Origin of the sequence: Corynebacterium sp. HMSC076G08, assembly GCF_001811515.1 — a bacterium.
GTDB classification, from domain to species: Bacteria; Actinomycetota; Actinomycetes; order Mycobacteriales; family Mycobacteriaceae; genus Corynebacterium; species Corynebacterium hiratae.
In genome coordinates, this window is sequence record NZ_KV805017.1 from 16,351 (window position 1) to 33,766 (window position 17,416).

17 protein-coding genes are annotated in these 17,416 nt (G+C 62.6%); 5 read left to right on the forward strand and 12 right to left on the reverse strand.

From position 1 onward, the window contains the following. Positions 1–34: 34 nt before the first annotated feature. On the forward strand, positions 35–1,384 hold the full coding sequence (locus HMPREF2806_RS03230) for an AAA family ATPase (RefSeq protein WP_070511209.1): 1,350 nt from the start codon (positions 35–37) through the stop codon (positions 1,382–1,384). Then, complete coding sequence (locus tag HMPREF2806_RS03235) at positions 1,384–1,848, forward strand: hypothetical protein (RefSeq protein WP_070511170.1); 465 nt, start codon at positions 1,384–1,386, stop codon at positions 1,846–1,848. The genes HMPREF2806_RS03230 and HMPREF2806_RS03235 overlap by 1 nt, the downstream gene beginning before the upstream one ends. Before the next feature lie 47 nt (positions 1,849–1,895). On the opposite strand, the gene HMPREF2806_RS03240 is transcribed toward HMPREF2806_RS03235, so the two are convergent. The 4 genes from HMPREF2806_RS03240 to HMPREF2806_RS03255 are packed head-to-tail and all read right to left on the reverse strand — an operon-like array spanning position 1,896 to position 5,793. After that, positions 1,896–3,359 (reverse strand): phospholipase D-like domain-containing protein, encoded by a 1,464-nt coding sequence (locus tag HMPREF2806_RS03240; RefSeq protein ID WP_070516166.1) that lies wholly within the window; start codon positions 3,357–3,359, stop codon positions 1,896–1,898. A gap of 6 nt (positions 3,360–3,365) precedes the next feature. Beyond that, the gene (locus HMPREF2806_RS03245) at positions 3,366–4,175 is read right to left on the reverse strand and encodes an exodeoxyribonuclease III (RefSeq protein ID WP_070511166.1); all 810 of its coding nucleotides are present in this window, start codon (positions 4,173–4,175) and stop codon (positions 3,366–3,368) included. A gap of 5 nt (positions 4,176–4,180) precedes the next feature. Then, a complete protein-coding gene (locus HMPREF2806_RS03250) occupies positions 4,181–5,179 on the reverse strand; it encodes an N-acetylglutamate synthase, CG3035 family (protein WP_070516168.1) in 999 nt (332 codons plus the stop codon). Then, positions 5,179–5,793: a peptide deformylase gene (locus HMPREF2806_RS03255; protein ID WP_070516170.1), complete on the reverse strand. Its 615-nt coding sequence runs from the start codon at positions 5,791–5,793 to the stop codon at positions 5,179–5,181. The genes HMPREF2806_RS03250 and HMPREF2806_RS03255 overlap by 1 nt, the downstream gene beginning before the upstream one ends. A gap of 16 nt (positions 5,794–5,809) precedes the next feature. Between HMPREF2806_RS03255 and HMPREF2806_RS03260 the strand changes: the two genes are divergently transcribed. The 3 genes from HMPREF2806_RS03260 to HMPREF2806_RS03270 are packed head-to-tail and all read left to right on the forward strand — an operon-like array spanning position 5,810 to position 8,040. Continuing rightward, the gene (locus HMPREF2806_RS03260; protein ID WP_070511158.1) at positions 5,810–6,064 is read left to right on the forward strand and encodes a DUF3263 domain-containing protein; all 255 of its coding nucleotides are present in this window, start codon (positions 5,810–5,812) and stop codon (positions 6,062–6,064) included. A gap of 26 nt (positions 6,065–6,090) precedes the next feature. After that, a complete protein-coding gene (locus HMPREF2806_RS03265) occupies positions 6,091–6,861 on the forward strand; it encodes a LytR C-terminal domain-containing protein (protein ID WP_118779488.1) in 771 nt (256 codons plus the stop codon). Positions 6,862–6,909: 48 nt separating this feature from the next. Beyond that, positions 6,910–8,040, forward strand: a complete 1,131-nt coding sequence (locus HMPREF2806_RS03270; RefSeq protein ID WP_070516173.1) for a glutamate--cysteine ligase — start codon at positions 6,910–6,912, stop codon at positions 8,038–8,040. A 67-nt stretch (positions 8,041–8,107) separates the two neighbouring features. On the opposite strand, the gene HMPREF2806_RS03275 is transcribed toward HMPREF2806_RS03270, so the two are convergent. The 8 genes from HMPREF2806_RS03275 to HMPREF2806_RS03310 form a co-directional block, all read right to left on the reverse strand. Continuing rightward, positions 8,108–9,331, reverse strand: coding sequence for a glycosyltransferase 87 family protein (locus tag HMPREF2806_RS03275; protein WP_070516175.1), 1,224 nt, complete (start codon positions 9,329–9,331; stop codon positions 8,108–8,110). Positions 9,332–9,419: 88 nt separating this feature from the next. Further along, positions 9,420–9,800, reverse strand: a complete 381-nt coding sequence (locus HMPREF2806_RS03280; RefSeq protein ID WP_070516178.1) for a monovalent cation/H(+) antiporter subunit G — start codon at positions 9,798–9,800, stop codon at positions 9,420–9,422. Continuing rightward, entirely contained in the window at positions 9,797–10,069 is a 273-nt protein-coding gene (locus HMPREF2806_RS03285) for a monovalent cation/H+ antiporter complex subunit F (protein ID WP_046647179.1), read from the reverse strand. Before HMPREF2806_RS03285 ends, HMPREF2806_RS03280 begins: the two co-directional genes overlap by 4 nt. Continuing rightward, positions 10,069–10,587 (reverse strand): Na+/H+ antiporter subunit E, encoded by a 519-nt coding sequence (locus tag HMPREF2806_RS03290; protein WP_070516180.1) that lies wholly within the window; start codon positions 10,585–10,587, stop codon positions 10,069–10,071. The genes HMPREF2806_RS03285 and HMPREF2806_RS03290 overlap by 1 nt, the downstream gene beginning before the upstream one ends. Beyond that, complete coding sequence (locus HMPREF2806_RS03295; protein ID WP_070516182.1) at positions 10,584–12,380, reverse strand: Na+/H+ antiporter subunit D; 1,797 nt, start codon at positions 12,378–12,380, stop codon at positions 10,584–10,586. Before HMPREF2806_RS03295 ends, HMPREF2806_RS03290 begins: the two co-directional genes overlap by 4 nt. Beyond that, positions 12,373–12,873 (reverse strand): Na(+)/H(+) antiporter subunit C, encoded by a 501-nt coding sequence (locus tag HMPREF2806_RS03300; RefSeq protein ID WP_046647182.1) that lies wholly within the window; start codon positions 12,871–12,873, stop codon positions 12,373–12,375. Before HMPREF2806_RS03300 ends, HMPREF2806_RS03295 begins: the two co-directional genes overlap by 8 nt. Next, positions 12,873–15,788, reverse strand: a complete 2,916-nt coding sequence (locus HMPREF2806_RS03305; protein ID WP_070516184.1) for a Na+/H+ antiporter subunit A — start codon at positions 15,786–15,788, stop codon at positions 12,873–12,875. Before HMPREF2806_RS03305 ends, HMPREF2806_RS03300 begins: the two co-directional genes overlap by 1 nt. Before the next feature lie 238 nt (positions 15,789–16,026). Then, on the reverse strand, positions 16,027–17,394 hold the full coding sequence (locus HMPREF2806_RS03310) for a dipeptidase (RefSeq protein WP_070516186.1): 1,368 nt from the start codon (positions 17,392–17,394) through the stop codon (positions 16,027–16,029). Positions 17,395–17,416 lie beyond the last annotated feature (22 nt).

Consider the following 17,416-nt stretch of genomic DNA (forward strand, 5'->3'; position numbering starts at 1 on the left):
AACGCAGAGAGCGTTCATGCGTATTATTGGCCGCATGGCTACCCCACGTCTCGCTGAGCTTCGCCTGAGCAAGTTCAAGTCCTTCCAAGATGCTGTATTGACTCTGCATCCAGTCACTTTTCTGACTGGCCTAAACAGTTCTGGAAAGTCGAATGCTTTGGATGGGCTGGAGGTTTTGTCCCGCTTAGCATCGGGGGCAGAACTAGGAGACGCACTTGATGGGCGCATGACCCAAACCGGCCCGATCCGAGGTGGCTCTCGTGGTTGCGCCCCGCATGGCACCGAGAGCTTTGAACTGGGCTGTACCGTTGAATCTGGGACAGATACGTACCGCTATGACGTCGAGGTTCAGGTATATCCGGAGTTGCGTGTTGTCAAAGAAAGCCTCGTGGGTACCGGATATTCCGTAAAGAGCGGCACCCGCACTAGCGATGCAGAGTTGTTTAAGACCCAGCCGGCAGCAGACAACCGAGCTGGGATCTACACGTTAATTTTTAGCGGAAAGCGTGGGGCAAACCCCACCACACTCTTGCGTGACTCTCGCCTTATCTTGGGACAGATTAAAGCGGTGCTTGCGGGAAAGAACCGTGCAGAGAATTCAGTGTTGAAAGGGGCGTCGATTGTGTCCATGGCGCTTCGATCAGTGTTTCACCTCGATCCAGTCCCCAGCCTTATGCGGGATTACGTTCCAAGGAAGAGCACGCAGCTGAAGCGTAGCGGTGAGAACCTCTCGGCGGTGCTGTGGCAGTTGCACAAGGATTCCCCCAAGACTTTCCAAGAGCTAGGGCAGCTGGCCGCTCACGTGACTGGAGTGGATTCCACACTGGACTTTATTGACTCCCCGTTGGACGAAGTCATGCTGACCCTCGTGGAACACTTCGAAGATGGAAAGCAAGAAAGAACGCCTGCTCGTGAAATGAGCGATGGCCTCCTCCGATTCCTCGCAATTGCAACGGCGCTTAAAACTGCGCCCAAGGACTTGGATATCGAACAGCCACTTGAACTTGGTGATGACGTAGAGAACCCAGTAGCTCAAATTGTCGTCGAAGAAATGGAAAACGGGCTCCACCCTTCGCAGGCGCAAAGAGTTATGCAGATGCTTAGCGAATCCGCACGCAAACATGACTCGCAGGTTCTTGTCACGACCCACAGTCCTGCCATCTTGGACCAGATTTCTGGGGAGAAAAACGGTCAGGTAGCAGTGTGCTACCGGGATAGCAGAACCGGGCAAAGCGAGCTCTCGCCTTTGGTGGAGTTACCGGATTTCGTGGAATCCATTTCCAAGCACAGCTTGGGTGCTGCGGTCACCGCTGGTGAATTAGTCGATGACACCGAAACGCAGATTAGTTTCGAGAACATGAATCGGCTTTTTGGGATCGGCTGATGCGCGTTTACTTCATCGATACCTCTGTGCTGGATAACCTGCTTGCGATTCCTCACAAATGCCAAGCTAAAGAACAAGCCAAAATCGATTTTGCGGAACGCCAAAGTGAGAACGCGAAGTTCATCCTGCCGATTACCGCGGTGATTGAAACCGGAAATCACATTGCGCAGCTTCCGCAGGGCGACGTGAGGCGCAATATTGCGGAAAAATTTTCCCAGATGCTAGAGCTGACCGCCCATCAACAAGCCCCATGGATCCTGCATGACTTTCAGTGGAACAAGGAGTTCATCACCGAGCTCGTCTCAAGGCACCGTGCGGGTCTATCAATGGTGGATATGATGACTCAGCAGGTTGGTGGCGGCGACCTTTGTATTCTGACTGAGCGCGAGCTGTATAAGCGCGCCACCGGAATTACCGCAGAAGTGTGGACGTACGATGCGGCGCTGGGTGCATATTCTGGATAGGTCATGCCCAATCAAGGGCGAGGCACATCGAGCTCGCGGGCGTGCTCCTACTGCAGCGCTGAAGTCAGGCGCATGACGTTGTCCACGTAGCGGCGCAGCACGCCGCGCTCGTTCCACTCTTCGAGGGTGAGCTCGTGGCAGACCTTCTTGTAGTTGGTGGCCAGCTGGGTGAAATCCTCGATGAGGTCGCCCTTGGCCACCAGCATGGTCGATTCATAGTTGAGGCCGAAGGAACGCATATCCATGTTGGAAGACCCGAACATACACAGCGGTTCGCGCTCCGGCAGGCCCGGGTCCGCCAGGATGAACTTGGAGTGCAGCACGAAGGGCTCGGGGAATTGGAAGATCCGCACTCCCGCCTCCAAGAGTGCCTGGTAGTAGGAGGACTGCGCGTGGTGCACCATGAACTGGTCCGCCTTCGCGGATACCAGGAGCTCCACCTCGACGTCGCGGTAGCAGGCGGTGGTCACCGCCTCCAAGAGGGACTCATCCGGGATGAAGTAGGGCGAGCAGAGGATGAGCTTTTCCTTTGCGTGGTGCACCACGGAGTTGAACATGCGCAGGTTGGGTTCCGTGGTGTAGCCGGGGCCTGAAGGAACGAGCTGCAAGTGGTTGGAATCGGCCGTCATGGCGTCGTCATAGGGCTGCATGTCCAAGGACAGCTGCTCCTCTGATTCCAGATACCAATCCACCGCGAACACCGCGGCGAGCGAGGTGACGACCGGTCCGGTCATCTCGACCATGTAGTCGATCCATGCGCGGTCCTTGGTCTTGTACTCGCGCTTGATCATGTTCATCGAGCCCAAGAAGCCCGTGTGGCCATCGATGACCACGATCTTGCGGTGATTGCGCAGGTCCGGGCGGCGGAAACGTCCCTTATGCAGCTGCAGCGGAAGCATGAGCCGCCAGTCGACGTCAATGTCAGTGAGGCGCTTGCCCAGCGTGAAGTAGCCCTTGTATTTCAGGCTGCCGATCTGGTCCAGCAGCAATTTTACCTCTACGCCGCGCTCGCGGGCGCGCGCCAGGGACTGGAAGAAAACATCGGTCACCTCATCCCAGGACTGGATGTAGATCTCAATGAGCACGTATTTCTCAGCCCGGTCCACGGCCCGCGCCATGGCCAAGATGGCCTCCTCATAGGAGGCGTGGAGGCCCTTGTTGTGCCCGATGAGGGCCGGGTGCCCGGTGAGGTTGCGGTTGAGCTGGATGAGGGATTCCACCTCCGGGGAAAGCCGGCCGGAGGGATGGTTGGGGGTGGAGGCGGTGACGTCGTTTAGCAGCGCATTGGCTTCTTGCTGGATGCGGTGGCGGCGGCGGTTGATGTAGGGCGAACCCATGAGCAAGAACAGCGGCAGCCCCACGATGGGAAGTACAAGAATGGCCAGCAGCCAGGCGGTAGAGCTGGAGGGGCGGCGGCCCTCGGGGACCACGCCGATGGCGATGATCTTGATGCCGTAGTCAATAACCAGCAGCACGAGCTGCCAGACGGAGAGATCGACGTTCACGTTCATGGCAGGCTAGCGCACCGACGCGAAATCGGGGACATCGAAATCTGCGATCAGCGGCACGTGGTCGGAAGTCTTGTCACCGGCGCGCTCCACCATGTCCACCTGGGCGCCCTGGACGAGGCGCGCTAGTGGCTCGCTGGCTAGCTGGAAGTCGATGCGCATGCCCTCGTTCTTCTGGAAGCGCAGGGACTTGTAATCAAAGTAAGTCCAGCGCTCCTCTTCGGTGAAACGGCGCGTGACCTCCTGCAGCCCGGCCTCCTGAAGCATCTGGAAAGCCGCGCGCTCGGGCTCGGTGACGTGCGTCTTGCCGCGGAAAAGAGAGATGTCCCAGACATCCTCATCCCGCGGAGCGATGTTGAAATCGCCCGTGAGCAGTAGTTTCGATTGCGCGCGGGTTTCCACATAGCGCGCCAAGGAGTAGAGAAAGTCCAGCTTGTAATCGAAGTGCCGGTCCGTAATCTCGCGCCCGTTGGGAACATAGAGGGACCAGATCTCAATCCCGCGGATGCGGGCTGAGACCGCCCGGGCCTCGCGCTTTTGCTCCTTGGCGGGGTCCTTGTGGAAACCCGGCTGAGCAGGGAAGAAGGTCTGGACCTCCTCCGGTTCTTCCTTGGATAGGATGGCCACGCCATTCCACTGGTTCAGGCCGTGGCAGGTGACGTGGTAGCCGGCCTCCTCGAAAGGCTCGCGGGGGAACTTCGCATCCGCCACCTTGGTTTCTTGCAGGCAGAGCACGTCGATGTCGTGTTTGGCCAGCAAGTCCACCGCGCGCTGGGCGCGGGTGCGGACGGAGTTGATGTTCCAGGTAGCGATGCGCATGTGGTTTAGGGTACTTGAGGCAGGCGGCGGGCGTAACGGTGGCGGTGCTGCTCTAGGAAGCCGAGCATCTCATAGAGCCGAATCCCGGCCGTGTTACCCGCCACGACCTGCAGGTAGGCTTTCTCAGCACCCTGGGCTTTGCCCCAGGCCAGCATGTGCGCGCCCAGCGCGGTGCCCAGTCCCTTACGGCGCCAACCTTCGGCGACCTCCACGGCGGAGTAGCCCAGCCACACGGTGCCGTCACCGGATTCCGTCAGCGTGCCCCGCGTAATCGCGATGGTCTCACCCGTCGGGGCGAGCAGGCGCCCAAAGCCCATCGTCCCGTCGATGCGGCTGCGCAGGTACTCCAGGGCCAACGGCGGCAGGGCCTGACCACGGAAGTGGTAGAGGTCGAGCCACTCGGAATCGGGCTGCTCGTCGATGCGGAAGCTGACGTCCCCCGGGGCAGGGAGCTCCGCCAAATCGCGCACCATCACGAGGATCTCCGGTTCGAGCTCCCACGCTTCGGGTTCTGCTGCCAGCAGCTTCTCCGCGGAGGCACCGATGCGCTCCGGAATGGCCAGGCACACGGGCAGCTCGTGGCGGGCATAAAACGCTTCGATCTCCTCCATCGGCACCGGGAGGAAACCCGCAGAAGGGCCGAGCGGGATCGCCGAGTTGGAGCGGCCGGTCACGCCGTCGCCGGCGCGCATGAGCCACTGGCCATCCGAGGTCCACGTGTGCTCCTTGCCGGGGAAGGCCGCCGCGGTGGCCACCTCGACGGCCCGGATATCGGAGTTGCGAACCGTGCGCGGCGAGAGGCGCTTAATAATCTTGAGCTGCTCCGGCGGAATCTCCACCGCGTCGAGCGAAGACGGGTAGCCGCCGACCTCTTGCGGCCGGATGAGCAGTGGATCCAGGCTGAGCACGTGGCCGATGACATCGCTGTACACGCCGTCGAAATCGCGCCGGGCCACGACGCGCTCGCCCACGGAGACGTCATCGGATCGGAAGATGCGGGACATTAGTCGTCGTGCCCGAAGGGGTCCTCGTCCTCGCCCGGCAGCCAGGTAAGCCCGGCCTCGGTCCACCCGTTGCGCTTGATGACCTTCTTGGCCTGGCGCTTGTAGCGGCCGGTGAGCACGTCGGTGTAGACGAAGCCGTCGAGGTGGCCGGTTTCGTGCTGCAGCATGCGCGCGAAGAAGCCGTAGCCCTCGATGGAGATGTCCTCGCCCTTCTCGTTCTTGCCGGTCACGCGGGCCCAGTCGGCGCGGCCGGTGGGGAAACCCTCGCCGGGGACGGAGAGGCAGCCCTCGTCCTCGGAGCCGTCGTCAGCCGGCATGGTCTCCGGGATCTCGGAGGTTTCCAGCACCGGGTTGATAACGCAGCCGCGGCGCATGCCGCCGTCGGGAAGCTCGGTGCCATTGGGACCGTCGGTGTCGGGGCAATGGTAGACAAAGAGGCGCTTGTTCACGCCGATCTGGTTAGCGGCCAGCCCAACTCCGTGCGCGGCGTCCATGGTTTCGTGCATGTCCGCGATGAGCTCCTGCAGCTCAGGAGAGTCGATGGCTTCGGTGACCGGCTCGGTGGGATTGTGGAGGACCGGGTCGCCGTGGATAACGATGGGACGAATAGTCATGGCATACAGTCTAAGCATGCACTCCCTGTCAGACCTAGACGCCGCGATTTTGGAGTTCGAGTCCCACGCCCCGCGCGATATCGGCGCCAAGGAGGAGGCCATCCGCACGCAGCTGGACATCACTCCGGTGCGCTATCACCAGCGCCTCAACGTGCTCCTGGATGACCCCGCAGCGCACGCCTCCTACCCGCTGTTGGTCACCCGCCTGCGCCGGCTTCGCGACGTCCGCGACGACGTCCGGCGCGCCGCACGCGATAATGCCCCAGACTGAGCGAATCAGATACTAAAGTTGCCAATGTGACTAATGTGAATCCGGAAAACTCTGCCTCGTCCGCTGACCACGCGCGCCACGCCGCCGATTCTGACGCGGCCGCCGCCCCGGCCGCCGCTGCCGCTCCTGCGAGCAAGCTCCCCCTGCGCGGGCTCGCCATGGTGCTCATCGCCGTTGCCGTCATGCTCGGCATGTGGGCGCTCTATGCCATGACCTCTGATGACTCCGAGGACACCGCGCAGAACGCGCCGGCAGGAAACGATGCTGTCGTATCCGGCCCCGCGACTGGCGGCGCCGAGGGCGACGGTGCTGCAGCTGGTGGCGCGGAAGGAGAGGCGGACAAGAACCGCGAGGAGTCGGATGCTGCCGGTGCTGACGCCGAGGCTGGCGCAGACGGCGATGCTGAAGCCGAGCGTGACGCTGCCCGCGACGACAACGCTGAGGAAGGTGCTGCCGCAGGTAGCCCCGACCGCGCCCAGGCGGAGATCCCCGTCAACGTCTACAACAACTCCGGTCGCGCCAACTTCGCTGCCGATGAGGCCGAGCGCCTGAAGTCCCAGCACTTCCACATCGCCGAGGTGGGCAATATCAGCGGCGACGTCCTCGTTGCACCGAAGACCACCGTCTACTTCCCTGAGGGCGATGCGGCCGCCGAGAGCCTGGCCAAAGAAGTTGCCGCCCAGTACTACGGTGCCAACGTGCCGGCGGAAGCGATTGCTCCGTACCCGGCCGAGCTGACCGGGGACTACACCAAGGGCGATGCCGTCGTGGTTGTCCTCGCGGTTCCCCAAGCCTAGGGAATAAAATCTTATTAAATTCATCCGCCCGACGGATAGGATGAATGGGTGAATATTCCGGAAGAGAACTTCGCCCGCTCGCCCGAGCCCACGCTGGGTGTTGAGTGGGAAGTTGCCCTCGTTGATCCAGCGACCTGGGATCTCGTGCCACGCGGCGCTGAACTCATCGATCGCGTGCACGCCGCTCATCCCGACATCCACCTGGAAAAGGAATTCCTCCAAAACACGGTGGAGCTGGTAACCGGGGTGTGCCGGACGGTGCCGGAGGCGATGGGGGACCTGCGGGCGTCGCTCAGCGCAGTGCGTGAGGCGGCCGACTCCTTGGGCGTGCGTCTGTGGGCCTCGGGCGGGCACCCTTTTACGGACTTTCGGCAAAACCCCGTCTCCAACAAGGAGAGCTACTCCGAAATTATCAACCGCACCCAGTATTGGGGGCAGCAGATGCTGCTGTGGGGCACCCACGTGCACGTCGGCATCAGCCACGAGGAGCGCGTGTGGCCCATCATTAATGCGCTGATGACGAAGTACCCTCATCTGCTGGCTATTTCCGCCTGCTCGCCGGGGTGGGAGGGGCTCGATACCGGCTATGCCTCCAACCGCACGATGCTCTACCAGCAGCTGCCCACCGCGGGCATGCCCTACCAGTTTGAGAACTGGGAGCAGTGGAAGTCCTACATGCGGGACCAGGCCATTTCGGGGGTTATTAATCACACGGGCTCGATGCACTTCGATGTCCGCCCGGCCTCCAAGTGGGGCACGGTGGAGGTGCGCATTTCCGACGCCGCCTCCAACCTCCGCGAGCTCTCCGCCATCGTGGCGCTGACACACTGCCTCGTGGTGCACTATGACCGCATGATCGACGCCGGCGAAACGCTGCCCACGCTGCAGCCGTGGCACGTGGCGGAGAACAAGTGGCGCGGCGCGCGCTATGGCATGGACGCGCTGGTCATCACCTCGCGCGAGACCGATGAACGCTGGATCAAGGATGAGCTGGCGGATCTCTTGGTGGAGCTGGCTCCGCTCTCGGAAGAGCTGGGCTGCGCCCGGGAGCTGCAGCTGGTGCAGGAGATCATCGATGGCGGGGCGGGCTATGAGCGCCAGCGCCGTTTGTACCAGGAGACCGGCAGCTGGCAGAAGGTGGTTGAGGCCACTGCGGATGAGATGGAGCGGCTGGCGTAAGTACCGAACGATCAATTAAGGCCCGAAAATTGGGGGTTTCAGGGGCTTAATTGATCGAAACGTCCCCCTAGCTCTCCGCCACCGCGCGCTTGCGCGGTGCGATGAAGCCCCACACGGCGTAGACCACGATGAAGGCCAAGCAGGACAGCGTCCACAGCGAGGTTGCCCACGGCTGGAAGGATTCGATTGCGTCGAGGTTGGCCGAGGACATGGTGAACCACACGGGCACCGACATGAAGGGCAGCGAGAGCACGAACAAGGCCGCCACGGAGGCAAGCCCCGCGAGCTGCTCACCGCCCTTGCCGGACACACGCGAGCTCACCGCCTGGTTAACCGAGACGAAGACCATGACGATGAAGGGGATGGTCCACACGAAGTGGTGGTACCACGAGAAGGGGGAGACCAGGCAGGTGCTCAGGCCCGTCAGAGCGAAGGCCGCCGAGCGGTTGCCGCGCAGGTAGGCGGTGCGCAGCGCCAGGCAGGTCAGCGCGAAGACCACGATGACCGCCAGGATCCACCAGATGCCACCGTCGATGCCGAGCTCGCGGAACATGAGTGAGCGCAGCGACTTCGCCCCGGGGTTGGCATGCTCGCCCACACGCGATGAGTTGAACATGGCATCGGTCCAGAACACCATCGCATCAGGCACGAAGAGGAATCCGAGCACCACCGTGACGAGGAAGGTAATCACCGCGCCCGCGGCGGCCCACCAGCGCTTCTCAAAGAGCAGGGCCAGGCCCATGTAGGCCGGGGTCAGCTTGATTCCGGCCGCCAGGCCAATGCCCACGCCCGGCAGGCGGTGCTTGATAGGCAGGAAGTCAAAGGCCACGAGCAGCATGAGGAAGACGTTGACCTGCCCGTAGTACAGCGACCCGTGCATGGTCTCATTCGCCGGGGTCAGCGCGGTAAGCAGCACCGCGATGAGGACGGCCGCCGGGGTCATCTTCACGCCCCGCTCGCGGAAGATCATGACGATGATGGCCAGCACAGCCAAGAACATGAGCGAAGGCCAGATAATGGTCAGCGCGTCCTTGCTGAAGAACGGCAGGACCTTGAACAGCAGGCCCGCAAAGGGTGGGTAAGTGAAAGGGAATTCAAAGATATAGGGGGCGTCGTACAGCAGGCCACCGGCGTTGAGATCCTCGCCAGCCATGCGGTAGATGGCGAGGTCAAAGGGGAGGATGAAGGTGAAGGCCTTGTGGCCATCGAACTGGATGATCTTGTACACCATCACCGCGATGCCCAGTGCGAGGACAACACACATCGTTGGTACGCCTTGCAGCTTCTTCACGTCGACTCTCCTCGCCTGACCACCTATTAGTGCCTTTTGCAGCCTATATTATTGTCCCAGCATTTCCCGGCAGAAAGGTACCGTGTCCTTACTTTCGGCGCATCGAACGCGCGGCCGGGCTCTCGTTGCGTGTCATCGATTCCGGGGGACCGTACAGGCCCTCGCGGCGGGCGATACGCGTGGTTCTCTGCGCGGTCACCGGGCTGGTGATCATGGCGAAGAGGACGAGCAAGACGAGGATTCCCAGGTCGCCCCTCTCGGCCACGCTGAAGTCCTCGGAGCCCGTCACCTTGATGATCGCGCCCACGATGGTGAAGATGAGCCCTGTGGTCTGTGGTTTGGCGATGGCATGCACGCGCGCCATCGTGTCCTTAAAGCGCGCCACGCCAATCGCGGCCGCCAAGATGAGGATGGAGCCGACGAGGATGAGGATGATGGAGAGGATATCGGCAATCAGTGCGTAACTCATGAATCCCTCTTCCTAAATCGGGTGACAGAGACCGTGGAGATGAAGCCGAGGAGCGCCACGACGATCATCGCGTTGGAGACCGTCGTGTCCAAAGTCCAGCAGATATAGGTGGCCAGGGCGCATTGGAACATGGCTACGAGTCCGTCCATAGCGATGAGCCGGTCGAGCGAGTTCGGGCCGATGACGATGCGCCACGTGGTGATGAGGAATGCCACCACGAGGAAGCCGGCGGCCACGGTGAGCAGGATGTTATACAGGTCCGTATCCATCAGGGGTGGCTCCTTTCAAAGATGGCAATCATATCGGCCTCGAGCTTGCGTACGGCCGCGATTTCGCGTTCCAGGTCCTCCTCGGAATCGGCGTTCAGCAGGTGGATGGTCAACATGCGGTTGGCAATGTCGATATCGGAGACCGTGCCGCCGGGCTGCAGGTTGTACAGGCTGACCGCCAGCGAGAGAACGAACTCGTTCTCCACTCTCATCGGCAGCTTCACAATCGCCGTCTTCGGCACCGGCTGCGGGCGCACCGCCAGCCAGCCGACCATGATGGAGGCCTCCATCAGCTCCACAAACCACTGCGCCATGAAGACGAGCAGTTTGCCCCAGCTCACCGAAATCCCCGCCACGGGCATGGCCGGCAGCGGCAGCGCAAAGACGATGAAGAGGCTGACGAGCAGGCCACCCACCAGGTTCGCTACGGTAACTTCGCCCATGAGCATGCACCACATGACGACGATCCACACCATGAACCATGGCCGGAAGCGGTGCTTAATACCGGAGAATCTCATCGCGACACCTCCTTTTCATCATCGTCCACGGTCGTGGGGAGTGTAGCCGTCGTGCTTGGCGACGTCCTCGTGGTCGGCGCCACCGGTTCCGGATCCGGGAGGGGCTCGCTGCGGTTCTTTCGCGAATCCGCGCCCTCCTCGTAGCGGTCAGCGGGGTCTAAGTGGCGCGTCGGGTCCTCGGCGGAATCACCCAGGACGGCATAACGGTAGATGGAATCATCCTGCGCCGAGGTGGCCGCGCGGGTGGTGACACCGGAGATGGGGCCCGCCAGGAAGGACATCGATACAGAGGCGATGACGAGCAGGGAGGTCGACGCCAGCATGCCGAAGGGCACGCGGCCGACGTCATCGCGCTCCTCCAATTCGACGTACTCGGTGACTTCTCCCAGTGGAGAAGGGCGAACCATGGCGAGGTTGCCCTCGGGCGCATCGCCGCGGTCGCGCAGGAAGCCCTTGGCCCACACGAGGATCATGACGTAGAGGGTCAGCAGGGAGGTGATCACCGCGCCGCCGATGAGGACCCAGGACAGCCAGGAACCCTCATTCGCGCCGGCTTGGAGCAGCATGATCTTGCCCAGGAATCCGGAGAAGGGCGGGATACCCCCCAGGTTCATGGCCGGGATGAAGTACAAGATCGCGATGAGCGGCGCGGTGTAGATCAGGGAGCCCAAGCGCCGCAGCGAGGAAGTGCCGGCTTGGCGCTCGATGAGGCCCACCACCAAGAACAGCGCGGTCTGCACCAAAATGTGGTGAACCGCGTAGAAGATGGCGCCCGACAAGCCCTGGGCGGTTCCGAGGGCAACGCCGAAGATCATATAGCCGATGTGGCTGACGAGCGTGAAGGACAGCAATCGCTTGATATCCGATTGGGCGATAGCGCCCAAAATGCCCACGAGCATCGTGGCCAGCGCGACCCACATGAGCAGGCCATCCAGCCCGCCATCGGTGAAGATTGAGGTGCGCGCGCGAATGATGGCGTAGACACCAACCTTGGTGAGCAGGCCCGCGAAGACCGCGGTGACGAGGGACGGTGCGGTGGGGTAGGAGTCCGGCAGCCAGGCATCCAACGGGAAGACGGCCGCCTTAATTCCGAAGGCAATGAGCAGCACGGCGAACACTGCGGAGCGGGTGCCCGCCGGGATATCCTCCATCCGGATGCCAATCTGGGCCATGTTCATCGTGCCCACCGTGGCGTAGACATAGGCCAAAGCCAGCACGAAGATGAGCGAGGAGGCCATGGAGACCATGACGTAGCCCACGCCGGCCCGCACGCGCGCGGGTGAGGCGCCGAGGGTCAGTAGCACATAGGAGGCCACGAGGAAGATTTCGAAGCCCACGTAGAGGTTGAACAAGTCACCGGCCAGGAAGGACACGTTCACGCCCATGGTCAGCAGCATGTAGGTGGGCAGGAAAGCCGCCACTGGCTCGTCCTTCGTACCGTCGCGCACGCCCTGTGCGATCGCGTACCACATGACGGAGAAGAGGACGATGGAGGAGGTAAAGAGCATGACCGTGGACAAACGGTCCGCCACCAACGTGATGCCCACCGGCGCGTCCCAGCCGCCCACCTGAAGGGTTTGAATGCCGGTGGTATCCGCGATGGCAATCAGAGCGGCATTCACCACGGCGAGCGTGAGCAGCGAGAAGAAAGCGATGCGGCGCTGCGCATTGGTATTGCGCGCAAAGAGCATCGCCAGCGCAGCAGCCAAGGCCGGGATGATGATCGGCAGGGGGATCAGGTAGCTGATATACGGCAGCAACAGATCCACTAGGGGCGAGATGGTCTCACTCATCGGTCGCCTCCTTCACGGGAGCCTCGAAGAACTCGGGGCCAAACTTATCGCCTTCCTTGGTGGTGCGGCCGGTGGTCGGGTCATTAGACGCGTCGTGGTCAGGGGCGGCTGAAGCATTGCCCGGGCGCGAGGCAATCGCCGCGATAGCGGCGTCCTCGGTGTCGTCCTCAATCACGTCCGCGGAGCGGTAGCGGTATTGGCGGTAAGCCAAGGTGAGGATGAAGCCGGTCAGCGCCATCGAAATGACGATGGCCGTGAGGATCATCGCCTGGGCCAGCGGATCGGCGATCTGATCGCCGTAGGGGAGGGAGTTCCGGCCGTCGATAGGCGGCGAGCCTGCCTGGCCGCCAGCCATGAGCATGAAGAGGTTCGCGCCGTTGCCCAGCAGCAGGATGCCGAGCAGCATTTTGGTCATCGCGCGGTCGAGCAACAGGTAGACTCCGGTGCCGCAGAGCACGCCCGCAGCGAGCAGGAGCATGAGATTGGCATCCATTAGGCGTGTCCTTTCTCTGCCGTGGCAGCGGTTTCTTTTGCTTGTGTGCGGCGCGCCAGGGAGCGTGCGCGATCGCGGGCGCGTTGCTTACGCATCTCTTCTTCCTCATCGAGCTTCGCGCCCAAGGAGGACAGCACGTAGAGCGTCAGGCCAATGACGATGAGGTAGACGCCGGCGTCGAAAATCAGCGCGGACGGCAGCGACACATCACCGATGAGCGGTATACCTACCTTCGTGTACCCAGAGGTCAGCGGCGGGTAGCCCAAGAGCATCGGGGTAATAACGGCGCTGAGGGAGAGCAGCAGGCCTACCGCCATGGTGCGGCCGCCGTCGAGAGGCAGCGCCTCTTCGAGCTCATCGCGGCCGCCAGCCAGGTAGCGCAGAATCAGCGCCAAGGCTGCCACGAGGCCGCCAGCAAAACCGCCGCCGGGGGCGTTGTGGCCGCCGAAGAAGAAGTACAGGGACAGCACCATCATCGAGGGGAAGAGAATACGGGTGCTCACGTCCACCATGAGCGAGCGGTTGAGTGCCTTCTCCGATTCCACGCCTGCAGCCAGCCAGCGGCGCCCGGTGACCTGCAAGGTCGGGCGGCGGGAGGCACGGGTAAAGCTCTGCGTGCGGAAAATCAACGAGGCAATACCCGTTGCGGCAATGACGAGCACCGTGATCTCGCCGAAGGTATCCCACGCGCGCAGGTCCACGAGCAGGACGTTGACCGTGTTGGCGCCGTGGCCAATCTCCTTGGCCAGATCCGGCATGTACTGCGAGATGGGCTCCTCGCGCCGAGCGTTGATGGCAAACATACCCACCACGGTGACGGCAAGGCCCACGCCTACCGCCAGCCAGGCGCGCAAGCGACCGGTTTTGGGATCCTGCTTCCACTCGGTATTGGCCGGCATACGGCGCAGCACCAGCATGAAGAGCACCATGATGATGGTTTCCACGAGGAGCTGCGTCAACGCCAGGTCCGGAGCGCCCTGCAGCGCAAAGATGAAGGACAAGGCGTAGCCGGTCACACCCACCAGGATGACCCCGGAGAGGCGGTTATCCAGCACCGTGGCGGCCACGGCGGCGATGATGATGATCACCGCGGCGATGGCCTGCCAGGGGTTCTCGGCCACGATCATGCGCACGTTGGTGAGATCGCCGCGGATGAGCATGACGATGGGCAGCACCATGAGCGTGGCGAAGATGACCGTGAGGTTGTATTGCAGCGAACCGCGTTGCGTGGAGGCGGTAATGCGCAGGGAGAGCTGGCGCAGGGAGTTGATGATGGCGTCGTAAGCATCGTCGGCAGAGCCCAATGCGGGGTAGGTGAATTGGGCCTTGGTGAGCGCCTGGCGCTGCCAGTGGAGGAGGGAACCCGCAGCGATAATGATCACGGAGAGCAGCAGCGGGATGGTCCAGCCATGCCACAGGGCGAGCTCGGAGGCGTCCTGCGCCCCAAAGGTGTTGTCCAAGTGCTGCGTGATGCCGTGGGAGAGCGGCAGCGGCAGCAGGCCGAAGAAGATGGTGAGCAGGGTCAGCACTGCCGGTGGGATCCACAGGAAGGGGCCGATGTGGTGCATGTTTGCTACCGCCTCAGAGGGCTCGTCCTGGCCCTTAGAGGAGAAGGCTCCCCACAAGAAGCGCAGCGCGTAGGCCATCGTCAGCGCGGAACCGACGACGACGGTGACGAGCAGCATGTTGCGCGGCATGCCGACGAGTAGTTCCTCGTGCATGATGGCCTCGAGCGTGGCTTCCTTGGACACGAAACCCAGCAGGGGCGGGATACCGGCCATGGACATCGCGGGGAGGATGGCTAGGACGTACAGCGCGGGGTTCTTCTTGCCCAGGCCCGCAAGCTTGTCGATGTCCCTGGTTCCCGTCGAATGGTCGATAGCGCCGACGATCATGAAGAGCGCGGCCTTGAAGAGGGAGTGCGCGAAGGTCAGCGCCAGTCCCGCCTGCATGGCCTCACGGGAGCCGATGGCGATGGTGGCGGTGATAAAGCCCAGCTGCGAGACGGTGCCGTAGGCCAGGATGAGCTTCAGGTCACGCTGCTTGAGCGCCATCCAGCCGCCGAGCAGCATGGTGAAAGCACCCAAGGGGAGGACCACGAGGTGCCAAGTGGGGATGTCATGCACCGAAGGGGCAAGGCGTGCGACGAGGTAGATGCCGGCCTTCACCATGGCCGCGGAGTGCAGGTAGGCCGAGACCGGGGTCGGTGCGGCCATGGCACCGGGCAGCCAGAAGTGGGCTGGGGCAATGGCGGACTTGGAGAGCGCACCACAGAGGATCAACACGATAGCCACGGTGAGGTAGGGCGTGTTGGCGAGGTCCTCGGTGGCGGCGATACTGCTGAAGGACCACGCGCCGGTCTGGCGGCCGAGGAGGGTAATGCCCACCAGCATGGCGAGACCGCCCAGGACGGTGACCATGAGCGCCTGCTGCGCTGATCGACGCGACGAGGCTCGCTCGCCGTAATAGCTCACTAAGAGGAAAGACAGCAGGGACGTGATTTCCCAGAAGACGTAGAGCAGCAGGAAATTATCGGAAATCACCAGGCCATACATGGTCGTGGCAAAGCCCACCATTTGGCTGCTGAAGAGGGCGAGGCGCCGCCGGGAGTGGTTGAAATAGCCCCAGCAATAGAGCAGGACCAGCGCGCCTACGCCCAAGATGATGAGGCTGAATAACGCGGAAAGCGCATCCATGCGGAAGCTGACATCGAGGTGCGCTGCTGGCATCCAGTTGAGGTCATAGGCCAGCTGGTTGCCGTCGCGCAGCGTGCCATCGGTCAGCCGTTGGAGCACCCAGAAGAACCCAACCGCGGGCACTATTGCCAAGAGGCCGAAGGCACGGCGGCCGAGATAGAAAATCAGGAAGGGAGCGGCGATGGTGGTTAGAACCAAGGCACAAAAGAGAGTGAGCACGAGGTTGCGGTGGCGTCCTTTCCTTGTCGGGGGACTGGGCTAAACCCACCGCACTGGCGGGCGTCTACTAGTGCTCACGATACAGTCTGAAATCCCAATTTTCACATTTTCATTTCATACAGTTATATATGCGTCTACTGTTGGCGTTCTTCCACGTCGCTAGCGGCTCAGGTTGGAGGGGTACTGCGCCGCCCGCCCGGGATACCTGGGCCACGGGGGGGGCAGCGCTGCGGTGCGCTTAGACGAAGCGCTGCAGGAAGAGCGCCTCGGCGATGGCGATCTTTTCAATCTCGGTCGGGTCGACCGATTCGTTAGCAGAGTGGATGGTGCACTGCGGCTCCTCGACGCCGAAGAGTGCGATCTCCGCGTTTGGGTGCTTCTCCTGCAACTCCACGGTCAGCGGGATGGATCCGCCCATGCCCTGGGTGATGGTCTCCCCGCCGAAGGCCTCGCCGAGGCACTCGCCGAGCAGAGCCACCGCGGGCTTTGCCGGGTCGGTCTCGAATCCCAGGTTGGCCTCCAGGATGGTGACCTCGATGTGTGCGCCCCACGGGACGTGCTTCTTCAGGTGCTCGGCCACGGCCTCCGCGGTGGCGCGGGGATCCATGGTGGCGGGGGTGCGCAGGTTGATGTTGGCTTCTGCGGTGGCGGGCACGGCATTGACGGCCTCGGCCACCGGGGTGGAAGTAAAGCCGGTGATGGTCACTGCCGGGCGGGCCCAAATCATATCCGCGATAGCGGTGGCACCGGCCGGGTCCTGCGCGCCCATGACCTCGGTGCCCTCGAGCATTTGCGCGTCGGCGCGGAAGTTCTCCTCGCTGTAGGCGGTGTCCTGGCCCTCGGCCAGCGGCCAGGTGCCTTCGCAATCGACGCCGTCGATAGTCGTGCGGCCATACTCATCCGTCAGGGAATCCAGCGCGCGCATGAGCGCCTTGACGGCGTCGGGAGCCGCGCCGCCGAACTGGCCGGAGTGCACGGCCGAGTGGAGGGTGGAGACCTTGACGTTGATCTGCGAGCCGCCGCGCAGGGAGGTCGTCAGCGTCGGGACACCTACCTTGGCGTTGCCGGCATCGGCGATGAGAATCGCGTCGGCCGCGAAGAGCTCAGGGCGCTCCTCGATGAGTGCGGACAGGCCCTCGCCGCCGCGTTCCTCGGAGCCCTCAATAAGCACGGTGAGGTTGAGGTCGGTTCCACCGTTGGCGTCGAGCGCGCGCAGGGCTGCCAGGTGCATGGCGACGTTGCCCTTGCAGTCAGCCGCACCGCGGCCGTACCAGCGGCCATCGCGCTCAGTCAGGGTGAAGGGATCCGACTCCCACGCGTCGGGGTTTCCGGCAGGAACCACGTCGTAGTGCGAGTACAGCAGCACCGTCTTCGCGTCCTCCTTGCCGGGGCGCTTGGCGACGATCGCCGTGGAACCGTCAGCGGTAGTGATGGCCTCGGGGGTGAAGTTGGCGTCGACAAGCGCGGCGTGGACCCACTCCGCCGCCTTCGCGGTCTGGTCCTCTAGACCCGGCTCATTGTGGACGGAATTGAAGGAGACGAGCTCCTTGAGCTGGTTGAAAATAGTGTCGCGGTCATTGTTCACAAACTCAGAAATCTTGGTCATGCACTCCAACCTACTCGGATCC

Excerpts from the sequence above, each read along its gene's own strand:
- HMPREF2806_RS03230 (WP_070511209.1), top strand. The coding sequence starts at position 35 with ATGGCTACCCCACGTCTCGCTGAGCTTCGCCTGAGCAAGTTCAAGTCC.
- HMPREF2806_RS03235 (WP_070511170.1), top strand. The coding sequence starts at position 1,384 with ATGCGCGTTTACTTCATCGATACCTCTGTGCTGGATAACCTGCTTGCG.
- HMPREF2806_RS03240 (WP_070516166.1), bottom strand. The coding sequence starts at position 3,359 with ATGAACGTGAACGTCGATCTCTCCGTCTGGCAGCTCGTGCTGCTGGTT.
- HMPREF2806_RS03245 (WP_070511166.1), bottom strand. The coding sequence starts at position 4,175 with ATGCGCATCGCTACCTGGAACATCAACTCCGTCCGCACCCGCGCCCAG.
- HMPREF2806_RS03250 (WP_070516168.1), bottom strand. The coding sequence starts at position 5,179 with ATGTCCCGCATCTTCCGATCCGATGACGTCTCCGTGGGCGAGCGCGTC.
- HMPREF2806_RS03255 (WP_070516170.1), bottom strand. The coding sequence starts at position 5,793 with ATGACTATTCGTCCCATCGTTATCCACGGCGACCCGGTCCTCCACAAT.
- HMPREF2806_RS03260 (WP_070511158.1), top strand. The coding sequence starts at position 5,810 with ATGCACTCCCTGTCAGACCTAGACGCCGCGATTTTGGAGTTCGAGTCC.
- HMPREF2806_RS03280 (WP_070516178.1), bottom strand. The coding sequence starts at position 9,800 with ATGAGTTACGCACTGATTGCCGATATCCTCTCCATCATCCTCATCCTC.
- HMPREF2806_RS03285 (WP_046647179.1), bottom strand. The coding sequence starts at position 10,069 with ATGGATACGGACCTGTATAACATCCTGCTCACCGTGGCCGCCGGCTTC.
- HMPREF2806_RS03290 (WP_070516180.1), bottom strand. The coding sequence starts at position 10,587 with ATGAGATTCTCCGGTATTAAGCACCGCTTCCGGCCATGGTTCATGGTG.
- HMPREF2806_RS03295 (WP_070516182.1), bottom strand. The coding sequence starts at position 12,380 with ATGAGTGAGACCATCTCGCCCCTAGTGGATCTGTTGCTGCCGTATATC.
- HMPREF2806_RS03300 (WP_046647182.1), bottom strand. The coding sequence starts at position 12,873 with ATGGATGCCAATCTCATGCTCCTGCTCGCTGCGGGCGTGCTCTGCGGC.
- HMPREF2806_RS03310 (WP_070516186.1), bottom strand. The coding sequence starts at position 17,394 with ATGACCAAGATTTCTGAGTTTGTGAACAATGACCGCGACACTATTTTC.